Annotated in this window: 19 protein-coding genes and 3 pseudogenes; 14 read left to right on the forward strand and 8 right to left on the reverse strand. The window is 58.9% G+C overall.

All coding sequences use genetic code 11. The annotated features are described in order from the left end of the window. Positions 1 to 5: 5 nt before the first annotated feature. From LJU32_19940 to LJU32_19960, 5 genes and pseudogenes are all read left to right on the forward strand, one after another. Positions 6 to 950, forward strand: a complete 945-nt coding sequence (locus tag LJU32_19940) for a DUF58 domain-containing protein (GenBank protein WKV87857.1) — start codon at positions 6 to 8, stop codon at positions 948 to 950. Further along, entirely contained in the window at positions 947 to 1,444 is a 498-nt protein-coding gene (locus LJU32_19945) for a DUF4381 domain-containing protein (GenBank protein ID WKV87858.1), read from the forward strand. Before LJU32_19940 ends, LJU32_19945 begins: the two co-directional genes overlap by 4 nt. Next, positions 1,437 to 2,516: a VWA domain-containing protein gene (locus LJU32_19950; GenBank protein WKV87859.1), complete on the forward strand. Its 1,080-nt coding sequence runs from the start codon at positions 1,437 to 1,439 to the stop codon at positions 2,514 to 2,516. Before LJU32_19945 ends, LJU32_19950 begins: the two co-directional genes overlap by 8 nt. After that, a pseudogene (locus tag LJU32_19955) lies at positions 2,513 to 4,248 on the forward strand (tetratricopeptide repeat protein). Before LJU32_19950 ends, LJU32_19955 begins: the two are co-directional and overlap by 4 nt. Then, positions 4,245 to 5,875: pseudogene (locus tag LJU32_19960) on the forward strand (BatD family protein). Before LJU32_19955 ends, LJU32_19960 begins: the two co-directional pseudogenes overlap by 4 nt. A gap of 108 nt (positions 5,876 to 5,983) precedes the next feature. On the opposite strand, the gene LJU32_19965 reads toward LJU32_19960, so the two are convergent. The 8 genes and pseudogenes from LJU32_19965 to LJU32_20000 form a co-directional block, all read right to left on the reverse strand. Further along, positions 5,984 to 6,397, reverse strand: a complete 414-nt coding sequence (locus LJU32_19965; GenBank protein WKV87860.1) for a hypothetical protein — start codon at positions 6,395 to 6,397, stop codon at positions 5,984 to 5,986. A gap of 76 nt (positions 6,398 to 6,473) precedes the next feature. Continuing rightward, the gene (locus LJU32_19970; GenBank protein ID WKV87861.1) at positions 6,474 to 6,890 is read right to left on the reverse strand and encodes a hypothetical protein; all 417 of its coding nucleotides are present in this window, start codon (positions 6,888 to 6,890) and stop codon (positions 6,474 to 6,476) included. Positions 6,891 to 7,009: 119 nt separating this feature from the next. Further along, the gene (locus tag LJU32_19975; GenBank protein ID WKV87862.1) at positions 7,010 to 7,351 is read right to left on the reverse strand and encodes a hypothetical protein; all 342 of its coding nucleotides are present in this window, start codon (positions 7,349 to 7,351) and stop codon (positions 7,010 to 7,012) included. Positions 7,352 to 7,415: 64 nt separating this feature from the next. Beyond that, the gene (cdiI, locus tag LJU32_19980) at positions 7,416 to 7,778 is read right to left on the reverse strand and encodes a ribonuclease toxin immunity protein CdiI (GenBank protein WKV87863.1); all 363 of its coding nucleotides are present in this window, start codon (positions 7,776 to 7,778) and stop codon (positions 7,416 to 7,418) included. A 272-nt stretch (positions 7,779 to 8,050) separates the two neighbouring features. Further along, on the reverse strand, positions 8,051 to 8,263 hold the full coding sequence (locus tag LJU32_19985; protein ID WKV87864.1) for a hypothetical protein: 213 nt from the start codon (positions 8,261 to 8,263) through the stop codon (positions 8,051 to 8,053). A 282-nt stretch (positions 8,264 to 8,545) separates the two neighbouring features. Further along, positions 8,546 to 8,728, reverse strand: coding sequence for a hypothetical protein (locus LJU32_19990; GenBank protein WKV87865.1), 183 nt, complete (start codon positions 8,726 to 8,728; stop codon positions 8,546 to 8,548). Positions 8,729 to 8,903: 175 nt separating this feature from the next. Further along, on the reverse strand, positions 8,904 to 9,428 hold the full coding sequence (locus LJU32_19995) for a hypothetical protein (protein WKV91158.1): 525 nt from the start codon (positions 9,426 to 9,428) through the stop codon (positions 8,904 to 8,906). Then, positions 9,408 to 9,494: pseudogene (locus tag LJU32_20000) on the reverse strand (SAM-dependent methyltransferase). The gene LJU32_19995 and the pseudogene LJU32_20000 overlap by 21 nt, the downstream one beginning before the upstream one ends. Positions 9,495 to 10,285: 791 nt before the next feature. Between LJU32_20000 and LJU32_20005 the strand changes: the two are divergent. The 9 genes from LJU32_20005 (at position 10,286) to LJU32_20045 (ending at position 21,772) form a co-directional block, all read left to right on the forward strand. Further along, the gene (locus LJU32_20005; protein WKV87866.1) at positions 10,286 to 10,960 is read left to right on the forward strand and encodes a hypothetical protein; all 675 of its coding nucleotides are present in this window, start codon (positions 10,286 to 10,288) and stop codon (positions 10,958 to 10,960) included. Continuing rightward, on the forward strand, positions 10,944 to 12,590 hold the full coding sequence (locus tag LJU32_20010) for a hypothetical protein (protein WKV87867.1): 1,647 nt from the start codon (positions 10,944 to 10,946) through the stop codon (positions 12,588 to 12,590). Before LJU32_20005 ends, LJU32_20010 begins: the two co-directional genes overlap by 17 nt. 504 nt (positions 12,591 to 13,094) lie before the next feature. Beyond that, the gene (locus LJU32_20015; GenBank protein WKV87868.1) at positions 13,095 to 13,754 is read left to right on the forward strand and encodes a hypothetical protein; all 660 of its coding nucleotides are present in this window, start codon (positions 13,095 to 13,097) and stop codon (positions 13,752 to 13,754) included. Then, positions 13,744 to 14,121 carry a hypothetical protein gene (locus LJU32_20020; GenBank protein WKV87869.1) on the forward strand — a complete coding sequence of 126 codons (378 nt, stop codon included), beginning with the start codon at positions 13,744 to 13,746 and terminating at the stop codon, positions 14,119 to 14,121. Before LJU32_20015 ends, LJU32_20020 begins: the two co-directional genes overlap by 11 nt. Before the next feature lie 5 nt (positions 14,122 to 14,126). Next, positions 14,127 to 14,858 carry a hypothetical protein gene (locus tag LJU32_20025; protein WKV87870.1) on the forward strand — a complete coding sequence of 244 codons (732 nt, stop codon included), beginning with the start codon at positions 14,127 to 14,129 and terminating at the stop codon, positions 14,856 to 14,858. Between the two features lie 231 nt (positions 14,859 to 15,089). Beyond that, a complete protein-coding gene (locus LJU32_20030; protein WKV87871.1) occupies positions 15,090 to 16,220 on the forward strand; it encodes a hypothetical protein in 1,131 nt (376 codons plus the stop codon). A 76-nt stretch (positions 16,221 to 16,296) separates the two neighbouring features. Beyond that, positions 16,297 to 17,541, forward strand: a complete 1,245-nt coding sequence (locus LJU32_20035) for an exonuclease SbcCD subunit D C-terminal domain-containing protein (protein ID WKV87872.1) — start codon at positions 16,297 to 16,299, stop codon at positions 17,539 to 17,541. Further along, on the forward strand, positions 17,538 to 21,179 hold the full coding sequence (locus tag LJU32_20040) for an AAA family ATPase (GenBank protein WKV87873.1): 3,642 nt from the start codon (positions 17,538 to 17,540) through the stop codon (positions 21,177 to 21,179). Before LJU32_20035 ends, LJU32_20040 begins: the two co-directional genes overlap by 4 nt. After that, complete coding sequence (locus LJU32_20045) at positions 21,176 to 21,772, forward strand: glutathione S-transferase (protein WKV87874.1); 597 nt, start codon at positions 21,176 to 21,178, stop codon at positions 21,770 to 21,772. The genes LJU32_20040 and LJU32_20045 overlap by 4 nt, the downstream gene beginning before the upstream one ends. Positions 21,773 to 21,795: the final 23 nt, after the last annotated feature.

A 21,795-nucleotide genomic window follows, 5' to 3' on the forward strand; every position in this document is an offset into this window, starting at 1 on the left:
CCCCCATGAACGCCGCCCTGCCCTCCGAACCCGGTATCCGCATCAGCCTCGCCGAGCTGATCGAAATGCGTCACCGCGTGCGCGAGGTACAGTTGTTTTCCACGCCGAGTCAGCGCAGCCCGCTGATCGGTCTGCATCACTCGAAATTCCGTGGCCGTGGCGTCGACTTCGATCAGGTGCGGGTGTATCAGGCCGGAGACGATGTGCGCACCATCGACTGGCGCGTCACCGCGCGCACGCAAGAGCCGCACACCAAGCTGTTCCATGAAGAACGCGAGCGGCCGATTTTCATCATGGTCGAGCAAAGCACGCGGTTGTTTTTCGGCTCGGGGCTGATGTTCAAATCGGTGCTGGCGGCGCAGGTCGCGGCGTTGATTGGCTGGGCGGCACTGGGGCACAACGACCGCGTCGGCGGATTGGTGTTCGGCGACAACGAGCACTACGAAATCAAGCCTCGCCGGAGCAAGCAGAGCCTGCTGCAATTGCTCAACCGCCTGGTCAAGGTCAATCAGTCGCTGCACAGCGAGCGCGAGCCGGATCGCGATGCCTTCGGCGTGGCCCTGCGCCGCGCCCGGGAAGTGCTGCGACCGGGCAGTCTGGCCATCGTCATTTGCGATGAACGCGCGTTGTCCGACAGCGCCGAGCAGCAGTTGAGTTTGCTGGCGCGGCATTGCGATCTGCTGATGTTGCCGCTGTCCGATCCGCTCGATCACGCCCTGCCCGCCGCTGGTCTGCTGCGCTTCGCCGAGCGTGGCGCGCAACTGGAAATCGACACGCTGAATTTCGACCTGCGCCAGACCTACCGCGCTCAGGCCGAAGCGCGCATTGCCCGCTGGGAATTGCTCGCACAAAAGCTGCGGGTGTTGCTGATGCCGTTGAGCACGCAGAGCGAAATGGTCGAGCAGATGCGCGAGTTCCTCAACCCGCAGCGTCCGGGGAAAGGTCGATGAACGGCCTCGACCAACTGCAACCGCTGATCTCGCCGCCGCCGATCGCCTTCTGGCCGCCAGCACCGGGCTGGTGGCTGCTGCTTCTGCTGTTGCCGCTGCTGGGTTTTGCCGTGTGGAAGTTGCGCCGCTTCATTCCGATGAAGAAACGCCCGGTGATGCGCGCCGAGCAACCACTGGACCCGGTACGCATCGCCGCGCTCGCCGAACTGGCGCAAATGCCCAAGCCTTACGACGGCGCTCCGGCCGGTGCCTGGCTGCAACAACTCAACGGCCTGCTCAAACGCCTGTGCCGCAACCACTATCCGTACAGCCAGAGCCACACCCTCAACGGGCGCAAATGGCTGGCCTTCCTCGATAACCGCTGCCCGGCTGCCGGCCTGACGCGTTGGATGGTGCTGGTCGAAGGCGCGTACAAACCGGAATGCAAACTCGACGACAAAGCCATCGCCGGCCTGACCCAAGCGGTCGACACGTGGATTCGCAAACATGTTTGAGTTCGCCTGGCCGTGGATCTTCGTGCTGTTGCCGCTGCCGTGGTTGATGCGTCTTGTCCTGCCGGTGGCCGACAGCGGCGAGCCGGCGCTGAAAGTCAGCTTCCTCGCCGACCTCGAAGGCCTCGCCCGCCGCCGCGCTCGCGCCAACTTGCCGGCCTGGCGGCAGCAGGCGCCGTTTATCCTGTTGTGGCTGATCCTGCTGATCGCCGCCGCCCGCCCGCAATGGCTTGGCGAGCCACTGCCGATTGCCGCCAGTGGCCGTGATCTGCTGGTGGCGGTGGACGTGTCCGGTTCGATGGATTTTCCCGATATGCAGTGGCAGGACGAAGAAGTCAGTCGCCTGTCGCTGGTGCAGCACTTGCTCGGCGATTTCCTTGAAAGCCGCGACGGCGACCGCGTCGGTCTGATCCTGTTTGGCAGCCAGGCCTATCTGCAAGCACCGTTGACCTTTGACCGGCGCACCGTGCGCGTGTGGCTCGACGAGGCGCGGATCGGCATCGCCGGCAAGAACACCGCGATTGGCGATGCCATCGGTTTGGCCCTGAAACGCTTGCGCCTGCGCCCGGCGCAAAGTCGCGTGCTGATTCTGGTCACCGACGGCGCCAACAACGGCGGCGAAATCAATCCGCTGACCGCCGCAAAACTGGCCGCCAGCGAAGGCGTCAGAATCTATCCGATCGGCATCGGCGCCAATCCCGAGGACAGCGGCTCGACCGGCCTGCTCGGGGTCAATCCGAGCCTCGATCTGGATGAGCCGGCGCTCAAGGCCATCGCCGAAATCACCGGCGGCCAGTACTTCCGCGCCCACGACGGCCTCGAGCTGCAAGCGATCAAGGACACCCTCGATCAGCTCGAACCGGTGACCCAGCAACCGACTCAGGCACGTCCGGCGCAAGCCTTGTATCACTGGCCGCTGGCATTGGCGCTGTGGTTGAGTCTGTTGCTGGTCGTCCGCGAACTGTGGCCGGATAACCCACTGCAACGCCTGTTTACCAAGCAACTGTATTTGCAAAGTCCGCTGCCGGACTGGCGTCAGCGCTTGCAGCGTTTGCGCCTGCGGAGGCGCCGATGATCGCGCTCTGGCCGCACTGGTTCCGCCCTTGGTGGCTGCTGCTGTTGCCGCTGCTCGGCTGGCTGCTCTGGCAACTCTGGCACCGGCAGAAACGCGCCGGGCGCTGGCAGATGATTCTGCCGCCTGCATTTCACGCTGCGCTGCTCAGTGGCGGCAGCGGGCGCCAAAGCAAACTGCCGTGGGTCGCCCTTGGCGTGGCGTGGTTGCTGACCATTCTGGCCTTGCTCGGGCCGAGCTGGGAGCGCGTCGAACAGACCAGCCAGAAACCCGCCGACCCGCTGGTAGTCGTGCTCGAACTGACCCCGGAGATGCTCGCCACCGACTCGCCACCGACGCGTCTCGAACAGGCGCGGCGCAAGCTGTTCGACCTGTTGCAGGCGCGCAGCGATGCGCAGACCGCCATCGTCGTCTATGCCGGCAGCGCGCACACGCTGGTGCCGCTGTCGGATGATCTGGCCACCAGTCGCAATCTGCTCGACGCGCTGAAGCCGTCGCTGATGCCGGAAGCCGGCCACCGCGCCGATCTGGCCGTGGGCAAAGCATTGGCCTTGCTCAAGCAAGGTGCGCTGGGACAGGGGCGGATTCTGCTGATCGGTTCGTCGCTCAATGAAGAAGAACGGCGCGGTATCCGCCGCGCGCTGAATGGCGAGTCGACGCAACTGCTGATGCTCGGCATCGGCACCGCCGAAGGTGCGCCGATCGCCCAGGAGGACGGCAGTTTCCTCAAGGACGAGCAAGGCGCGATCCGCGTGCCACAACTCGATAGCCCGGGCCTGGCGACATTCCTAAACAGCGTCGGCGGTGAGTATCACCCGGCGCGACTCGATGAGGCTGATCTTGGCGCCCTTGGTCTGCTCAACGGCCCGCGCAGCCTGCGCGACGACGGCCAGACCGTGCGCCTCGACACGTGGGCCGATCAGGGTTACTGGCTGCTGCTGCCACTGCTGTTGCTGGCGGCGTGTGCCGGGCGCCGTGGTTGGCTGTTCTGCCTGCCGCTGCTGTGGTGCCTGCCGCAACCGAGCTACGCTTTCGACTTCGAAGACTTGTGGCTGCGCCCCGATCAACAGGGTTTGCACTTGCTCAAGCAGAAACGACCGGCCGAAGCCGCGCAGCATTTTGAAGATCATCAGTGGCAAGGGGTGGCGTTGTACGAGGCCGGCGACTACAGTGGCGCCGCTCAGCGCTTCGCCGAGGGCAGCGATGCCCGCGCCCACTACAATCGTGGCAACGCTTTGGCGAAAAGCGGTGAGCTGGAAGCGGCGATCGATGCCTACGAACAGGCGCTGGAACTGCAACCGGATCTGCGTCCGGCGCAGACCAACAAGGCGCTGGTGGAAAACCTGCTGAAGCAGAAAAACGCCCCGCCGCCGCCCGAACCGGATAACCAGCCAAACGAACAAAGTCTGCCCGGCGATGAGCCTTCGCCCACTACCGCGCCCCTCCGGCGGTGAGCAGCGAAACCCAGAGCGAGGCGCAACCGGCCGAGTCGGCCAGCGAACCACCGCCAACCGTCCCGCCGCTGCCAGGCCCCAATGAAATCCCCGGCAGCAACGAGGAAGAGGAAACCGACACGGTGCCGACCCTGCGCCCGAGCGAGAACAACCTCGAAGGCGAGCAGCGTCAGGCGCTCGAGCAATGGCTGGGCAAGATCCCGGACGACCCGGGCGAACTGCTCAGGCGCAAATTCTGGTACGAACAGCAACAACATCAGGATCAGGAAAACAATCGATGACCCGCTTCACCGCTCTCTTGCTGCCCCTGCTGATCTGCACGGCCACCGCTCAGGCGGCCGAGCTGACCGCCAGCGTGGATCGCAGTCGCCTGAACTCCGGCGAGACGGTCGAGCTCACCCTCGAAACTGACGACGTCACCCAGTTCGGCAAGCCCGATCTGTCGGCACTGGAAGCGCTGTTCGAAGTGCGCGGCACGCGCCAGGTCAACCAGCTCAACACCCTCAACGGCGACAACCGCGCGACCACACGCTGGATCATCACCCTGCTGCCGAAAGAGAACGGCAGCGTCGTGATTCCGCCGCTGCAACTGGGCGAAGCACAGAGCCAGCCGATCACCGTGCAGGTGATCGCCAGCGACAACCGCGAAGACAACAACAGCCTTGATCCGGTGTTCATCGAAGCCAGCCTCGACCAGACCAGCGTCTACGTGCAGGCCCAGGCCATCCTGACCCTGCGCATCTATCATTCAGTCTCGCTGTACGACGACAGCAGCCTGAGCCCGCTGCAAATCGCCGATGCGCGCATCGAACAGCTCGGCGACACGCGCACCTATGAAAAAACATCAATGGCCTGCGCCACGGCGTGATCGAGATGCGCTACGCGATCTATCCGCAACACAGCGGCCTGCTGACCATCGCGCCGCAGACGTTCAGCGCCACGCTGGTCGATACCGCGCCATCGGCAGAGGCCTCGGGGCCGAAGCCCGGCAAACTGATGCGCGTCAGCTCGGCGTCGATTCCGCTGACGGTCAAACCGAAACCGCTGACCTACCCGGTCGATGCGCCATGGTTGCCGGCGCGCAACCTCAGCCTCAGCGAAAGCTGGAGCCCGGAACCGGACCACACCCAGGTCGGCGATTCCCTGACCCGCAGCCTGACGCTAAAAGTCGAAGGCCTCGCCAGCTCGCAACTGCCAGCCCTTCCCGCCACCGACGTCAACGGCCTGCGCCGCTACCCCGACCAACCGGTGCTGAGCAACCAGAGCAGCGACCGCGGCATCATCGGCAGCCGCGAAGAACGCGAAGCACTGGTGCCAAGCCGCAGCGGCGCGATCGACCTGCCAACCGTCGACGTGGTCTGGTGGAACACCTTCGAAGACCACCTCGAACACAGCAGCCTGCCCGCGCGCACGCTGCAAGTGGCGAACAACCCGAGCCTGCAAATCGACACCCCGGCCGGCACCCTGCAACCGAGTACGCCCGACAACGACACCCTGTGGTGGTGGAAACTCAGCACCCTGATCCTCGCCTGCACCACCCTGCTCGGCTTCGGCCTCTGGTGGCGCGCCCGCTGGCAACCGGCAATCCACCGCGCCGCCCAGACCGGCCCGAGCCCACGCACCCTGCTCGACGACATCAAACGCGCCAGCCAGGCCAACGACCCCCACGCCACCCGCCAGGCACTGGACGCCTGGGCGCGGCAGCAGCCGGAGACACTGGCGGACATGGCCGCGCGGTTTGTACCGTTATCGGACGCGTTGGACGGGCTGAACGGCGCGCTGTACAGCGAGACCGGGCAGCACTGGCAGGGCGAGGATTTGTGGCGGGCGATCCGTACTATTCCCGCCGCCGAGCGCGTGCAGGATCCGGTGAGTGAGAGTGGATTGCCGCCGCTTTATCCGAAGTGAAAAGCAAAAGATCGCAGCCTTTGGTAGCGCCTACGGATTGTGAGCAGGAGCTGCCGAAGGCTGCGATCTTTGATTCTCATAAGTACTGATTCCTGAGTACCGTCGAACCTAGGGCAGTTTGACCAGCACAATTTCATCGGAGCCCTTTGGCAACTCCAGCAAATACTTCCAGCTTTCAATAATTTTCTTCCACTCTTCCAAGCTGAATTTGCTTTCCGGCTGACCGATCCAGTCATCGTTTATGTTTATATCGACCTGTACACCACTCGCATCAATATTCAGGACAACATCATTTCCGCCTTCACAGACTGATAGCTGAGTGCCGTTCATTACTGACGTTAAGGACTCAAGCAGGCGATCACAATCCCCGGAGTATTGGGCAATAGCGCCAAGGACAGAGCAGACATATAGCTCATACCGTTGAACTCCCTCTTGGCCTGGGCTCACTTGCGCCATGTCATGAAAAACCTCACCCAATACTGGGTGAGTGCCAGCCCTATGATAAAAAAATTGCAATTCCATAAATGCATTCTCAGCGAGTAATTCGGGAAAGCTACGCAGTCCCAGAAGATCTATGAGCCTGGTTTTCTGGTGCGTCTTACACGGACAACTCTACGTAGACAGCCCCAACGATGGCGTCGCCTTCTTCGAAATCAGGCACATAAAACCTTAAACCCACGCCAGTGACACTGAAGCCTGAATTATTGAAAACCAGAACCTCTCCTCGCTTGGCCAAAAACTGTCGAACCACAAGCGCATCTTCACCGACCAGTTTCTGGTTGTCCCAAACAAGCTCACTCCATTTCAAAAACTCAACGCCAAAGACCCGGTAGCGCTCATCAAAGTAAACGTGCACGCCTAAATCATCGTAAGCGTCGGTCGGTACTGTCGAATCTTCGGCTTTGTAAAACGCCTCAAACCGACCACCAAGCGCCTTCCTTGATTCTTCTCGGGACATGCCAGCGTGAATCAATCCGAGATCACCGCGACTTAAAAAACTAAATACTATTGTCATTTTCTTCTGGGATCTCCTGAACCAAGAAAGATGCGCAGTTCCTTCCTAGATGGTCAGGCTTGACGCCCGCGCCCCTTACTAAAGACCCGATGTCGTCGCATTCTGCACCTATGGATAACTCACTGGTGGTAGCCCTGATCATCAAATCCTTCTGGAATATCCGGCCAGACTGGCTTGCGCAGCAGTGCATCCAAATCGTCGAAAATATCCCTGAAAAAATTGGCGAGATCCATGAAGTCCACACGTGAATTCATCAGCGCAACTTTCAACATGACATCGTCTGCATTTTCCTTGGCGGATGCCGCTCTGGACATATTGTAGAAAGCGTTTGCTAGCCTTTCCGCTAACTCGTCTTCCCAGTTCAGCTTGTAATCAGCTTCCCAACTGTCACCATCAAAATCACCGGCTTTATCTTTAACCAACTGGATGATCAGTTTCTTTACTGACTCGAAATCATTCATCTTTCAACTTTCTCTTGATCGGATAACTTTTAGCTGCGCTAGACAAATGGAACACTTCTACTTATCAGATATAGCTCCCACTTAAGAGAACATCTACTTCAGCGTTACTTTCAGGATGGCGCTGTAGGTATTTATCACAAGCTAGCCGAAGGTATTCCATGCAGACCTCTTCACTGACAATAATTGTGTCTGCATCGCTAGAGGGATACCCATAAGAAAACTCCACTCCTTCGAAATGGTCCTCTTCAAATGAGCTATTTACAGCAGGGAAGTTACAGTATGCTCCATCAACACTGAACCCCCAACGCCTCACAATATAGCCGGCCGCCTCGATGAAACGGCCATCATCATACATCCTGTCAAAATACCCTTTGACAATCCAATAAGGGTCTGACTGGCGGTATGGCTGACCGAACAGCTCCTTCATAACAACCTCACTTCATCACCGGATCATACACTGTCATTCTTTGAGTCTTCTGAACCGGAAACAATGTCCAACTCGTCCCACAGCATCGACAAGCCTATGCTTTCCATATAAGTCCCAAAATCCAGAAAAGGCGCAACGCCGATCGCCTCAACTGAAAACCAGGTGGCGTCACACTCTGGGCACATGAATAATTCTTTGCCAGTGGCCTTGACATGGGCACAGACAATTTAATCCTGCTGACATCTTGGGCAGATGATCATCTCTGGCTCCTGTTAGAACACGACGCCATTGAATGAGTTTTCGCTACGCAGATTGATATATAAAGTGGTGATCAAGTCGTCGTCATCGTCAACATAGAACCCCATACCCAACTCACCGACTTCAAATCCGTCATCGTCAATGACGGGATCAATACCGTGGCGACAAAACAAAGCCAACACGTCCGTGGATGTTTCGCCTACCAGCTTGTGGCCGTTCCAGGACACCGTGCTTCTTTCGAAAAACTCTACCCCTTTAACCATATCTCGCGCGTCGTAATAGACATGAAGGTCGAGCTGAAAATAAGCATCCGTAGTATTCAGGAGTCAGCTGTTTTCCAGAACACTTCGAAACCGGCTCCCAGAATGTCGTGCACTTAAGTTCTGGGCAGTTTTCCATTCAAAGGGCCGACCGCTCCGTACTCCGCAATTGAAAAGTCCATTTGAAGCCTCTTGCTGGTGAACAATCCAGCTCCCACTCTTTCCCCGAAAGCATGTGGGCGCGCTCTATCATACTTCCTTGATATAGGAAGAAAAGTTTCCGCCACCTTGATCAATATGTAGTCGTTCGCATTTATTGCAGCGATAAACAGCAGTAGCACTCGCACCTATCTGCTGATAGAACTCTTCCTCAGACAACCAACGATCTGCCAAGGCAGCACCCAGCTCATCTATCTTTCGCTCGGCAACCATTGAAAACTCGGACTCGGACGTACCATGAGACAAATTGATTATCTGACCGCACACACAAGAAAATTTAGGCATTGTATTGGTGGCTCAACTCAAGAAATGTAAAAAGCTCGCCCACGGTCTTGAGGTGGGTACATTAAGAAAAATCTTTTATCAGCGAGCGTTGGGAAGGGGTCAATCATTGTTTCACCTGATAAAACGTAACCACCGGGCCGTAATTCTCATCCGAGTTCGACACCTCGACAGTGAATAACGTGTCCGGGAATTTTTCCTTCAACACCATTCGCCAGGCAAACCCGATCATCTCGCACAGCTGAAGAAATATTCTGGGCGATACACCATTTCCGTATTGGCCAAAAACTTCATAAATCTTCACATAATTCATAAGCCGCTCAACCTCCGCCATGTCGCCAGCGACCAGGTTCACGCAGCGCGCGAACGTCTCGTTTGAAAAATTTCGCTCGAGGAACACGCCTCCCTCAGACACGATGAACGTCGGGAAGAGCAACGTGGAAAACATCAATATCTGTTCCGGGTAGCATTGGTCGTTGATATACGAATGAATATCCAGACCTTCCTGATTTGCCCATTGCTGCTTCCACGCGTCATAGGGTTCAGTGTCGATGACGAAGGGTAAAGAGTTGATCAGATGCATTGCATTGGCTCCAGACACGATTTTCCGCTGGCCGAGAATTTTGAACATCTGCCCGACGAAGCCCTCCGGCGTCCAGTTCGCCATCCCGATCCGCCCGCCGCGACGACAAACCCTCCGCGGGGGACCTCGGGGGGACAGACCTCTATTTATAAGAACTTGGTTTGTCCCTGGTTCTGCTCCATTACCCGCACGATCCAGCGAGATACTGGGATCGGCAACGACGATGCCATCGGACTGCGCTCATAGTGGCTGCAAGACCATGATGTTTGCCAGCAGGAACGTCTGTCCGCGCTTGGGCATGCCAATAAACTGATGAGTTCGCCCACAGGGGCAGGAGACTGGTGCGCGAGAAATACGTATGACGAACGTCCATGTAGAAGATCCTGTAACGGGCAATAATCGATCTGATCAGGTGCCATGCTCGGCCGGACAGCGGCGCGGATGAGCGCAAAGAGTCGCTGGCGTCTCTGCACTAGCGCATCAGCCGGCATGATATTAGGTGGCCACTATTTTGGCGTCAATCAATCGATGGATTGAACAATCGGTTTCGATGAGCGGTACAGCTCGTATCCTCGGGCAATACGCCTGTTAAAGGCTCTGTTTGCCCTGCGTCGGTTTGCGAGCGCGGGTAGGCCTTCAGCGTTACTCACGATTCATCCGAAGTAACCTCTGTAAGATTTCGGACGATCCCTTGTAGGTTTCATCCCGAGTGTTCGATTCCTACGCAAAACACAGAAAGATCTGACTGCTGTCGTTTTTCAGATACACGCACATTTCTCCGTCACAAACAGACACAGGGAAATGTGCTCAATGATGCACCCCGCCAACCTCGCGGCAGCTGCCGCCTCGAAAGCGCCCATTGGTGCACCAGCCGCCTGCCCTTGCGCAACACTCACGTGCAACTATTGCCCCTCGCATACGGCCTGGTGGAAAAACCCTTCGATCCCAGCACCGAAATCACGCTGCCGTACACCCTGACCACGCGCCCCATGGGCATCCGCCGCCTGCGCGATGGCTGGCTGTACATCGTCGACAGTCTCAACGGTGAGCTGTACGAATATCGCGTGCTCGACGGCGTCATCAGCGCATTGCTGCATCGCGGCAAAAGCGTCAGCGAGGATCAGCGCAGCGCCATCGAAGAACGTCCGGCGTTGATCTTCTCGCGCAAAAGCACCCTTTACGTGACCTTCGCCGACGTGCAGTTGAGCGCGGCGAAATGCCGACAGATGCTGGACAGCGCGGAGGAGCGCGAGCACTTCATGCAGGCGGTCGATCTCGGCCCGGTGCATTGTCTGATCGGCGGCGAGCATTTGCTCACCGTGGCCCAGGCCAAACAGTGGCTGGCGGAAGTGGCCTGCACAGCGAAACCGCTGGCCGAGGCGGACGCCACGCGGATGCCGGCGGTGCAGGTCAGCGACGCGCCGGAGCACGAGCGTGAGCCCTATCTGTGGGAAAACCCGCGACGTTTTCGCGAGGCGCATATCGGCGAATTTCTCGGGCGGGTGCGCGGACCATATCAGGACGACACGCTGTTCTCTGCTGGTCAACGACGACCTCGGCGTGATGCGCGATCTGGCTGATTATCAGGACCTGGTGGTCGGCTGGATCGAGCAGTGGAGCAACACCGACAACAACGAGCGCGACTATCTGCTGGCCAGTTACATCGAGTCGCTGAGCCAGTTGGGCGCTCAGGATTTCGACACCCTGGCCAAGGCCAGCGACGATCCACGCGCCCAGGCATTGTTCGCTGAACTGGAGCAATTGCCCGAACCGGATCGTGAAAATACCCGGCACGCATTGCTTGAGTATTTGAACAAAGGTGGTGAGGTTGTCCCGACCGATACTCAGGCTCGACCTGAACTGCAACAACAGCGCGAAAAGGCTTTGGACGAGTCATTGGCGCTGAACCGCTTCGACGGCGTCGCCCCGGATTTCACCGCGCACGCTCGTGTCACCGCCGAGGCGGATCGACGCTTTTACACCCGCGAATATTTCGCTGAAGTGGCCCCGGCCGATTTCGTCGAGCGCCACCTGAGCACACTGGTCGAGCTCGGCAAGGATCAGAACCGGCGCATGAAAGACGTGCTCGACGGCCCGCTGCTCAGCGGCAAACGCGGCATCAACGACCTGATCGACCGCCCGGCCATGGACGAGGTGCTGAACAGTCATCGCGACAACCTGGGCCGCTGGAATCGCATGCTCGAACGCATCACCGCCGACCGCGCGCAACTGCTGTGCGCCGGGCGTTTCCATCGCTCGGCGTGGTATTTCGACGGCCAACTGCAGATCGATCAGGCGCTCGCCAGCGAATACGCCTGCCTCAAGGACATCGGCCGCAGCGACGCGGCCAACGAACAAATGCTCGATTACCTCAAGCAACACCCGCAACTGACCCGCCCGCTGTTCTACACCTTGCCGCTGCGCTTGCAGAGCGAACAGGCCGGGCAATATTCAACGCTGTTCAACGCCGGCATGGCGATGTTCAACAACCTGCCGGACTGGCTGGCCAAATTGCAGAGCATCGAGCAGCCGCAGCTGCCCGCACACAGTCGCGTCTTGGCGGACGCGGTGCAAGACACCTACAGCCCGGCGCTGAACCTCGGCCTGAGCCGGGCGCTGGAAGGTTTTGATCTTGCCGGCGAGAAAATCCCCGACCTCGACGAACTGTTCCAGCGCTTGCCCAAAGCCCTGCGCCTGCGCGTCTTCGACGCCGCGCGAACCAGCGGCGTGACCTTCACCGTGTCCACACCGGCAGAGCAAGCGGCGCTGCAAGCCACGATCAAGGAAGTGCTGCGCGAGCGCGACTACCTGAAAACCCTCAACCGCGAACGCAACCAGCTCACCCACAACAAAAACCGCCAGGGCCACAAAACCGCCCGGGCGGTGGAATTGCAGCAGGAAATCGTCCGCGTGCGCACGCAATTGGCGCTGTTCGAAGGCCGCCTCGCGGCAGCGTTAAGCCCGATCGACGAACTGCCGGATCGCTCGGCGCGGCTGTACGGCGCCACCCCGGCGAAAGCGGGATTGACGGTGGTGTTTCCGCCGGCGCAGCACGGGGAATTGCGTGGGTTGCTGGAGAACATTCGCGCGGGAGTGGCGGGAGTTTCGAAGGCGAGTCTGGTGCGGACGGAGGGGATGGGGTTGTTGGTGGTGTTGGTGCAGGTGGTGAATTTGGTGGGGTTTATCGGGAGCTGCGCAGGCAGGCTGTAAATGAAAGAGTGTGGACCTCGTTGATGAATTCAGTCGTTGCAACGGGAGCGGCGGGATTTAGTGCCGCACAAAGTCTTGCTGATACTGCGTTAAAAGTTCGCTGCGCTTCTCTAGTGGCAAGCGTTCAGCTCCATGCCTTGCAGACCGTGCACGTGCAGATGGGGAAATTGCATGTGGGATTGGGTTTTTTACATATTTGTCAGGGTTGGCTTCTTCTACGAACAGTATTGTCACGCAGCGCAAAAACTGGGAACAGGCGGTTCGCAGTGGAAATCATTCGGCGCAAAGCGCAGCTGCATTGGCGACGATGGGAGCTGGTGGCATGACATCAGTTAGTGGCTATGGTTTGACCAACACTGTCCACTCCACATTCAAGGTATTGAAGGCGTCAAGTAATGCCGCTCGTAGAGCTGCTTGGGCCGCTGCTGGCACACGTTTATCCACCGTCTTTTTCCGCTTCAATCTCGCTGGAGCACTTTTTACTGTTCTAGAGCTGGGGGTAGCTTGCTGTACAGCCGCTACAACATCAGTGCTCACGATAAATGGTTGAAAATCACACCGTGGAGTAGGGATAGCGAGATGCGTGGCGACCACTCACTTGATGACTATCAAAGTTATCTGGCTTTTTTAATTCACGCACCTTACGCGCAGCTTGGCCCAAATCTGTACGACTCTTGGCTGAAGGATCTGTTATTCAAAGCCAAACCCAGCGATATTCACTTAGCATTGCCGACCCTAACGCTGAATGATCTGCTGCGTCCGTTTGGCGGCAACCCAACCTCCCGTTTAGGTATCGGCGCGCACCGCATTTCAATTCCGCTGCACAGTCGAGGAGCACCACGAGAGCAGCGAGATGTCATTAGTGACGAGATTTTAAGCAGCCTGCGCATCGTGAAGTCCAGCCCAGAAGGACTGATACTTTGTCTCCAGTATCCAGCGGGCCTCGGGTCGGAATTTGTTCCCGCGAAAGAAACGCTGGAATTGGCTGTGTGCGTTCAGACATTGAATAAAAAAGGTGAATGGGCATCTCGAACTCGCGTCATTCACCTCGACCCGCGTGGTGAGGGTCATTTTGGGGTTGTTACTCCCCAACAGGTCAAAGAAAAACCTCCAGTTTTGCTGGTTGAGGCTCACCTGTTAGAAAGAGCTGACCATGCTGAATAATCACGATGATCCATTAGCAACTCGCCCGCTTCGACAGCCTAGAAAGACCGGTGACATTGAGGCGTTTCCGAGCGGAAAAATTACCTATCTCGCGCCCTTGCCATTACCAACATCAATGCCAGCTTACGGTCCGCATATTGGTGAACTGAATGACGTTTATATGGATTTCGGTTTAGGGACACTGGAGGTTTTTTCTTGGCAAGTCATTTTAGGCGGACCATTCAGCGGCACATTAATGATCGCGTTTCTATATCCACTGATGGGAGGGTTTATAGGACTTCTGTTAGGTGATAGCTGGGAGTTCATTAAAGAAGTCATTGAGGGTATTTTTTTGCCATTTACAAATTGGCTTTCTCAACGGGTTTAATTGCCTTGTTTATTGGCCTAGGCGTCTGGCACCACGTCCACAAAACCCGCGCCACCCTCATCCCAACCCGCTTCAACCGTCAACGCCGCGAAGTCTGTTTCATGCCCGAGGGCGCCACCGAACCAGTCTTCATCCCATGGGAATCGCTGTCCGCGTGGATCATCGAAGCCAAAGGCGCCACCCAGTTTGGCATCCATCGCCAATACGGCATGGGCATCGGTTTCTACCAAGGTGAAACCCTCATAAGCCAGGAATTCCAATGCGCCGGCCTGGAGCTCGCGATCAGTCATTGGGAAGCGATTCGCGGTTACATGGAGTACGAAGTCAACGACCTCAAATCGATTCAGGATTTGCAAGACCTTCAAGGCCCAGACGACCCACCCCACGAAGGCCTGCACACTTTCCGCAATGCCCGCGCGCGGATGCATCAGCAGATCCGTGAAGGCCGCCGCTCGCGGCTTTCGGGGTTCTTCTGGTACCTGTATCACGTCATGACCTTATGGACGATTCCCAACCGTTTGGTCGAATGGGAAGTGCGCCGTCTGGAAAGAATCGGCAAACAGGCGTTGCCGGAAGTCATGCGCGCATGGTCCGAGCCGCTGCCGAAAGAGCAATGGGCCAAGCCCAGTGAAGAGTTGTTGCGGCTGAGCGAACAAGTGCGGCGGATGCACAAGCGCCAGCCGCATCGGCCGATTACGCAGATTTTCGCTGAGATTTGCAGGCGGGCTGTGGACTGATGCAGAGCAGTTTTGTGACCAGACGGAGGGAGGTTTTTTGCCTGTTTGAGCGCCTTCGCGAGCAGGCTCGCTCCCACAGGGGACCGCGTTGGATGCGGATGTTTCGGTTGATCTTGGCCGAGGCGAGAGACCCTCGGGGTGGCGGCCATTTCTCAGTTGTTGCTACCGGGTTGGTCAAGGAAAACCCGATGGTTCTGCTGGTAGAAACTCAATACCTCGAATGGGCTGACCATGCTGAATAATCACAATGAGCCTATTGTTGATGCGCAATGTGAGGTGGTCAGAAAAGCGGGCGATGTAGAGCCGTTTCCAAGCGGAAAGATCACCTATCTCGCACCGTTGCCACTGCCCACACCGATGCCCCCTTATGGCCCACATATCGGTGAGCTCAATGATGTTTACATGGAATTCGGGATAGGACCGCCACAAGTGTTCATGTGGCAGGTAACAGTAGGGTTGCCCTTTAGTGCAACCTTCATGATCACGTGCCTTTTTCCCGCAATTGCTGGTTTTATGTTTTTTCTGGCAGGTTCGGGGTGGAATGACATATGCGGCGCCATCGAAGGAGTTTTCGATGCTTTGACTGGTACGGGCTCTTTGACCATTTTTTGTTGTTTGTGTATTAACCTGGGCGTCTGGCACCACGTCCACAAAAAACGCCTCTCCGTCATCCCAACCCGCTTCAACCGCCAACGCCGCGAAGTCTGCTTCATGCCCGAAGGCGCCACCGAACCAGTCTTCATCCCATGGGAATCGCTGTCCGCCTGGATCATCGAAGCCAAAGGCGCCACCCAATTCGGCGTCCATCGCCAATACGGCATGGGCATCGGTTTTCATCACGGCGATACCCTCACCAGCCTCGAATTCCAATGCGCCGGCCGGGAGCTTGCGATCAGTCATTGGGAAGCGATTCGCGGTTACATGGAGTACGAAGTCAACGACCTCAAATCGATTCAGGATTTGCAGGATCTGCAAGGCCCGGACGACCCACCCCACGAAGGCCTGCATACATTCCACAATGCCCGCGCGCGGATGCATCAGCAGATCCATGAAGGCCGCCGCTCGCGGTTGTCGGGGTTCTTTTGGTACCTGTATCACGTCATGACTTTATGGACGATTCCCAACCGTCTGCTCGAATGGGAAATTCGTCGGCTGGAAAGAATCGGCAAGCAGGCGCTGCCGGAAGTCATGCGCGAATGGTCCGAGCCGCTGCCGAAAGAGCAATGGGCCAAGCCCAGTGAAGAGTTGTTGCGACTGAGCGAACAAGTGCGCCGGATGCACAAGCGCCAGCCGCATCGGCCGATTACCGAAATATTCGCCGCTGTCGGTGCAAGCAGACACACGACAAGGCAAGGGGCGTGATTTGCCAGTAAACTCCCTCCTCTCGCCGCCCTTTGTTCCTCGCGGCCACCCTCTTGATCAAAATGCGGAGTCCACCTTGCGTCTGTTCCACACCTCCGACTGGCACCTTGGGCAAAACCTGCACGGCCAGGAGCGCGATTTCGAGCACGCGTGTTTTCTCGAATGGCTGCTGCGCCAGTTGCACCTGGCGCAGCCGGATGTGCTGCTGATCGCCGGGGACATCTTCGATACGGTCAATCCGCCGGTCAAAGCTCAGGAACGCCTTTACGACTTCATCGTCAGCGCTCACGAACAGCAGCCGCTGCTGACCATCGTCATGATTGCCGGCAACCATGATTCCGGCTCACGGATCGAATTGCCCGCGCCGTTGATGCGGCGTTTGCGCACCCATGCGCTGGGTCGGGTGTTGTGGATGGATGACGGGCAACTGGACGCCGAACGGCTGTTGCTGCCGTTGCCGGATAAAACCGGTGAAATCGCCGCATGGTGTCTGGCGCTGCCGTTCTTGCGCCCGGCGGAGGTCACTGGCGCGCATCTGGGCGACAACTATTTGCGCGGCATCGGTCAGGTGCATGAGTGGCTCATCGCGGCGGCGAATGCCAAGCGTCAGCCCGGTCAGGCGTTGATCGCTATCAGCCACGCGCACATGGCCGGTGGTTCGGTGTCGGAGGATTCCGAGCGCAGCCTGATCATCGGCAATGCCGAAGCGCTGCCCGCCAGCCTGTTCGGCGAAAGCATCAGCTATGTCGCCCTCGGCCATTTGCACAAGCCGCAGAAGGTCAACGGTGAGGAGCGCATCCGCTACAGCGGCTCGCCGATTCCGCTGTCGTTCTCCGAAATCGGTTATCCGCATCAGATTCTCGATGTGGTCCTGGACGGTGAAACTCTGGTCAGCGTCGAGCCGAAACTGATCCCGCGCTCGGTCAATCTGCAGCGCATCGGCCCGGCGCCGCTGGCCGAGATTCTGCTGCAACTGGCCGACCTGCCGAACATCGATCTGCTCGCCGAAACCCAGCGCCAGCCATGGCTCGAAGTGCGCGTGCGCCTGGATGAGCCGCAGCCGGATCTGCGCCACCAAGTGGAAACCGCACTGCAAGGCAAAGCCGTGCGTCTGGTGCGCATCGCCGCTGAATACGCCGGCAATCGTAGCGCCGATGGAGGCGATGATGGAAGCACGCTGATCGAACTCGACCAGCTCACCCCGCAGGAACTGTTCAGCCGCGCCTGGCTCGATAACTACGGCAGCGAGGTCGACGAGCAGACGCTCAAGGACTTCGCCGAACTGCTGCAGGACGTGCAACTGGAGGGCGAGCAGCCATGAAAATTCTCGCCATTCGTTTGAAGAACCTGGCCTCGCTGGCCGGTCCGTTCGAGATCGATTTCACCGCCGAACCGCTGGCCAGCGCCGGTCTGTTCGCAATCACCGGCCCGACGGGCGCCGGCAAAAGCACGTTGCTCGATGCCTTGTGCCTGGCGCTGTTTGGCGCTGTGCCGCGTCTGAACAACACCGGCCGTGATGCGAAAGTCCCGGATGCTGACGGTGAAATCGCCACTGGCGACCCGCGCACCTTGCTGCGACGCGGCACCGGTGAAGGCTATGCCGAAGTGGATTTTGTCGGCGTCGATGGCCGTCGCTATCGCGCGCGCTGGGAAGCCAATCGCGCTCGCGAGAAGGCTGGCGGCAAGCTCCAGGCCAGTCGGCAGAGCCTGCGCGATATCGATCAGGATCAACTGCTCGCCAGCCAGAAAGGCGAATACAAAACCCAGCTGGAAGCCGCGCTGGGCCTGAGCTTTGAACAGTTCACTCGCGCTGTGCTGCTGGCGCAGAGTGAGTTCAGTGCGTTCCTCAAGGCTGACGACAACGACCGCAGTGAACTGCTGGAAAAACTCACCGACACCGCGCTGTACACCCGCCTAGGCCGTCGCGCCTTCGACAAGACCAAAGAAGCCCGCGAAGCACACAAGCTGTTGCAGGATCAGGCCACCGGCGTGACGCCAATGGCGCCGGAAGCGCGCGCCGAACTCGACGAGCGATTCAACACTGCGCAGCAACAGATGAAGGCGCAACAGGCGCAGCTCAAACAGCTTGAGCAACAGCATGCCTGGCTGAAGGATTTGCGTCTGTTGCAGGAAGCGCAGCAAGCGGCCAGCGAACAACTGCAAACCGCGCAACAGCAATGGCAGGCACTGGCCGGCGAGCGGGTGAAACTGACGCGTCTGGAACAGCTTGGCCCGCAACGCCATCAGTTCGCGCGCAAGGCCCAGCTCGATGCGCTGCTGACGCCATTGGCGGCGCAGATTGCCGCACACACCCAACAACACGCGGCGCTGGGCGAACGCCAGACGCAGCTGGAACAGAACCTCGACGCAGCGAAAGTCGCCCTGAGCGCAGCGCAACAACGCCAGAGCGAAAATGCGCCGTTGCTGCGTCAGGCATTCGAAGAGCAAAGCACCCTCGCCCGCCTGATCAAGGACACCGCCAGCAGCGCCGAAGCTCGGCAAGCAGCCGAGCAAGCATTCAAGGACGGCCAAAGCGCAATTCAGGCCTTGCAGGAAAAACAGGCTGAGGTCGCCGAGCGTTTGCAACGCATCGCCAGCGAGCTTGAGCAGAGTGCGCATCTGGCGCCATTGAGCGATGCCTGGAGCGCCTATCGCGATCGTCTGCAACAGCTGATGCTGATCGGCAACCGCTTGAACAAGGGCCAGAGCGAACTGGCCTCCCTCGAACAGAACGCCGCGCGCAGTGCTGAGCAACTGGCCTCGCACAAACAGCAACTGGAAGTGCTGTTCAAAGAGGCCGGCGCCGAGCCCGATGCGGTGGCCGAACAGATCGGCCTGCTCGGCACCTTGCTCCAGGACAACCGCAAACAGCTGCGCGCAATCGAAGACCTGTCGCGCTTGTGGGCGTCTCAGCAGGATCTCGACAAGCGCAGCGCCGAGTTGCAACAACGTCAGGTCGACGCGCAGCAACAACGCGAACGCCTGACCCAGGACGGGGTGAAAACCAAGGCCGAACTGACCGTCGCCGAGCAGACCCTCAGCGTCACTCGGGAACTGCTCGAGCGGCAGCGGCTGGCGCGCAGCGCCAGTGTCGAAGAGTTGCGCGCGCAGTTGCAGGACGATCAGCCCTGTCCGGTCTGCGGCAGCAACGAGCATCCGTATCATCAGCCCGAAGCGCTGTTGCAAAGCCTCGGCCGCCACGATGAAAGCGAACAGGCCAACGCCCAGCAAGTGGTCGATCAGCTCAAGGAAAAACTGATTGAGCTGCGCGGCGAAGTCGGTGGCGTGATCGCACAACAGAAAGAGCTGCTGCAGCAACAGGAACAACTGGCGGCGCAGCAACAAGCCTTGGCGCCGAGCCTCGACGCGCATCCGCTGGCCGCGCAACTGTTCAATCAGGACGCCGACAAACGCGACGCCTGGCTCAGCCGCCAGACCGAGCAGTTGAACCAGAGCATCACTCAGGACGAACAACGGCAAAGCGCCCTGCTCACCTTGCAACAGGACGCCGCGCGCCTGTCGCAACAATTGCGTCAGGCCGAAGTGGCGCATCAGCAAGCGACGCAACAGCTGAGCCATCAGCAGCATGAACTCAACAGCGACCGTCAGCGCCTTGAAGAAGAACTCGCCGCGTTCGGCCCGCTGTTGCCCGCCGACACGCTCGAGGCCTTGCGCCTTGAGCCGGCGGCAACGTTCATGCAGTTGGACCGGCAGATCGCCGAGCGTTTGGCCCAGCTCGAGCAGCAAAAGGAAGAACTGAGCGAACAGCAGCAACGCCAACAAACGCTGGAGAAAGAGCAGGATCGCCAGCAGCTGCGCACTCAGCAACTGCACAGCGCCGAGCAGCAATTCACGGCGTTGACCGAGCAACAGCAAAACTGTCAGGAAAAACTCGCGCAGTTACTGGGCGAGCACAGCAGCGCCGAGCATTGGCAGCAGCAACTGGAACACACGGTGGAACAGGCGCGCAGTGCCGAAACCAGCACCGCTGAGGAGCTGCAAAGCGTGCGCACACAGCTTGTGCAAATCGCTGCAGAACTCAAATCGCAGCAGGAACGCTTGCAGGCGATGGAAGCTGAAGACCAGGCGCTCGCCAACAAGATCGCCGAGTGGCGCGCCAGCCATCCGGAACTGGATGACGGCGGCCTGGAAGACTTGTTGAGCGTTGACGACGCCCAAGTCGCTGAGCTACGCCAGACCCTTCAGCACAACGAAAAAGCCATCGAACAGGCCCAGGTCTTGTTGCAGGAGCGCGATCAGCGACTGCTCGATCATCAGGCCCGGCAGGACGGCACTCTTGACGCCGAACAGCTCGACAGCGCCCTCGCCGAGCTGCAAAACCAGTTCGCCGTCAGCGAGCAGCACTGCGCCGAATTGCGCGCCGAACAGGTTGAAGACCAGCGCCGGCAGAACGCCAATCAGGCGCTGGCCCAGCAGATCGCCGAGGCCTACGCCGAGTACCAGCGCTGGGCGCGGCTCAGTGCCTTGATCGGCTCGGCGACCGGCGACACCTTCCGCAAGATCGCTCAGGCCTACAACCTCGACTTGCTCGTGCATCACGCCAACGCGCAGCTGCGCCAACTGGTCAAACGCTATCGCCTCAAACGCGGCGGCAGCATGCTCGGCTTGCTGGTGATGGACACGGAAATGGGCGACGAACTGCGCTCAGTGCATTCGCTTTCCGGCGGCGAGACGTTCCTCGTATCGCTGGCATTGGCGCTGGGTCTGGCGTCAATGGCGTCGAGCACGCTGAAAATCGAATCGCTGTTTATCGACGAAGGCTTCGGCAGTCTCGATCCGGAATCGCTGCAACTGGCCATGGACGCGCTCGATGGCTTGCAGGCGCAGGGGCGCAAGGTGGCGGTGATTTCCCACGTGCAGGAAATGCACGAACGCATCCCGGTGCAGATTCAGGTGCGGCGCCAGGGCAATGGTTTGAGCACGCTGGAGGTGAAATGAACACGCTGTATTCCTTCCGCCGCTGCCCTTACGCGATGCGTGCGCGAATGGCCCTGCGCTATGCGGGCGTGCCGGTGGAGATCGTTGAGGTCAGCCTCAAGAACAAGCCGGCGGAAATGCTCGCGCTCTCGCCCAAAGGCACCGTGCCGGTGCTGAATGCCGATGGCGTGGTGATTGATGAGAGTCTGCAGATCATGCGCTGGGCGTTGGCGCAGAATGATCCGGATGATTGGTTGCTGGCCGGGGATTCGTTCGCAGCGCTGTGGATGGAAAAACTGATAGAGGGTAATGATCAGATTTTCAAATCGGCATTGAATCGCTACAAGTACGCCGAGCGTTACCCTGAGCAGCCGATGGAAGCTTATCGGGCTGAAGGTGCGTTGTTTCTGCAGAAACTGGATGAGCTGCTCGAAGGCCGCGATTATTTGCTCGCCGATAACCCAAGCCTCGCCGACATCGCCCTGCTGCCCTTCGTCCGACAGTTCGCTCATGTTGATCGCGAGTGGTTTGCGCAGACGCCTTATGTGCGCTTACAAGCCTGGTTACAGCGCTTGCTCGAATCCGAGCTGTTCACTTCAATCATGAAGAAGTAACTCGATTGATCGTTCCCACGCTC

The organism is Pseudomonas sp. B21_DOA (assembly GCA_030544685.1).
Taxonomy (GTDB): domain Bacteria; phylum Pseudomonadota; class Gammaproteobacteria; order Pseudomonadales; family Pseudomonadaceae; genus Aquipseudomonas; species Aquipseudomonas fluorescens_AO.

Excerpts from the sequence above, each read along its gene's own strand:
- LJU32_19940 (WKV87857.1), top strand. The coding sequence starts at position 6 with ATGAACGCCGCCCTGCCCTCCGAACCCGGTATCCGCATCAGCCTCGCC.
- LJU32_19945 (WKV87858.1), top strand. The coding sequence starts at position 947 with ATGAACGGCCTCGACCAACTGCAACCGCTGATCTCGCCGCCGCCGATC.
- LJU32_19950 (WKV87859.1), top strand. The coding sequence starts at position 1,437 with ATGTTTGAGTTCGCCTGGCCGTGGATCTTCGTGCTGTTGCCGCTGCCG.
- LJU32_19965 (WKV87860.1), bottom strand. The coding sequence starts at position 6,397 with ATGGAATTGCAATTTTTTTATCATAGGGCTGGCACTCACCCAGTATTG.
- LJU32_19970 (WKV87861.1), bottom strand. The coding sequence starts at position 6,890 with ATGACAATAGTATTTAGTTTTTTAAGTCGCGGTGATCTCGGATTGATT.
- LJU32_19975 (WKV87862.1), bottom strand. The coding sequence starts at position 7,351 with ATGAATGATTTCGAGTCAGTAAAGAAACTGATCATCCAGTTGGTTAAA.
- cdiI (WKV87863.1), bottom strand. The coding sequence starts at position 7,778 with ATGAAGGAGCTGTTCGGTCAGCCATACCGCCAGTCAGACCCTTATTGG.
- LJU32_19990 (WKV87865.1), bottom strand. The coding sequence starts at position 8,728 with ATGGTTGCCGAGCGAAAGATAGATGAGCTGGGTGCTGCCTTGGCAGAT.
- LJU32_19995 (WKV91158.1), bottom strand. The coding sequence starts at position 9,428 with ATGTTCAAAATTCTCGGCCAGCGGAAAATCGTGTCTGGAGCCAATGCA.
- LJU32_20010 (WKV87867.1), top strand. The coding sequence starts at position 10,944 with ATGCGCGATCTGGCTGATTATCAGGACCTGGTGGTCGGCTGGATCGAG.
- LJU32_20020 (WKV87869.1), top strand. The coding sequence starts at position 13,744 with ATGCTGAATAATCACGATGATCCATTAGCAACTCGCCCGCTTCGACAG.
- LJU32_20030 (WKV87871.1), top strand. The coding sequence starts at position 15,090 with ATGCTGAATAATCACAATGAGCCTATTGTTGATGCGCAATGTGAGGTG.
- LJU32_20040 (WKV87873.1), top strand. The coding sequence starts at position 17,538 with ATGAAAATTCTCGCCATTCGTTTGAAGAACCTGGCCTCGCTGGCCGGT.
- LJU32_20045 (WKV87874.1), top strand. The coding sequence starts at position 21,176 with ATGAACACGCTGTATTCCTTCCGCCGCTGCCCTTACGCGATGCGTGCG.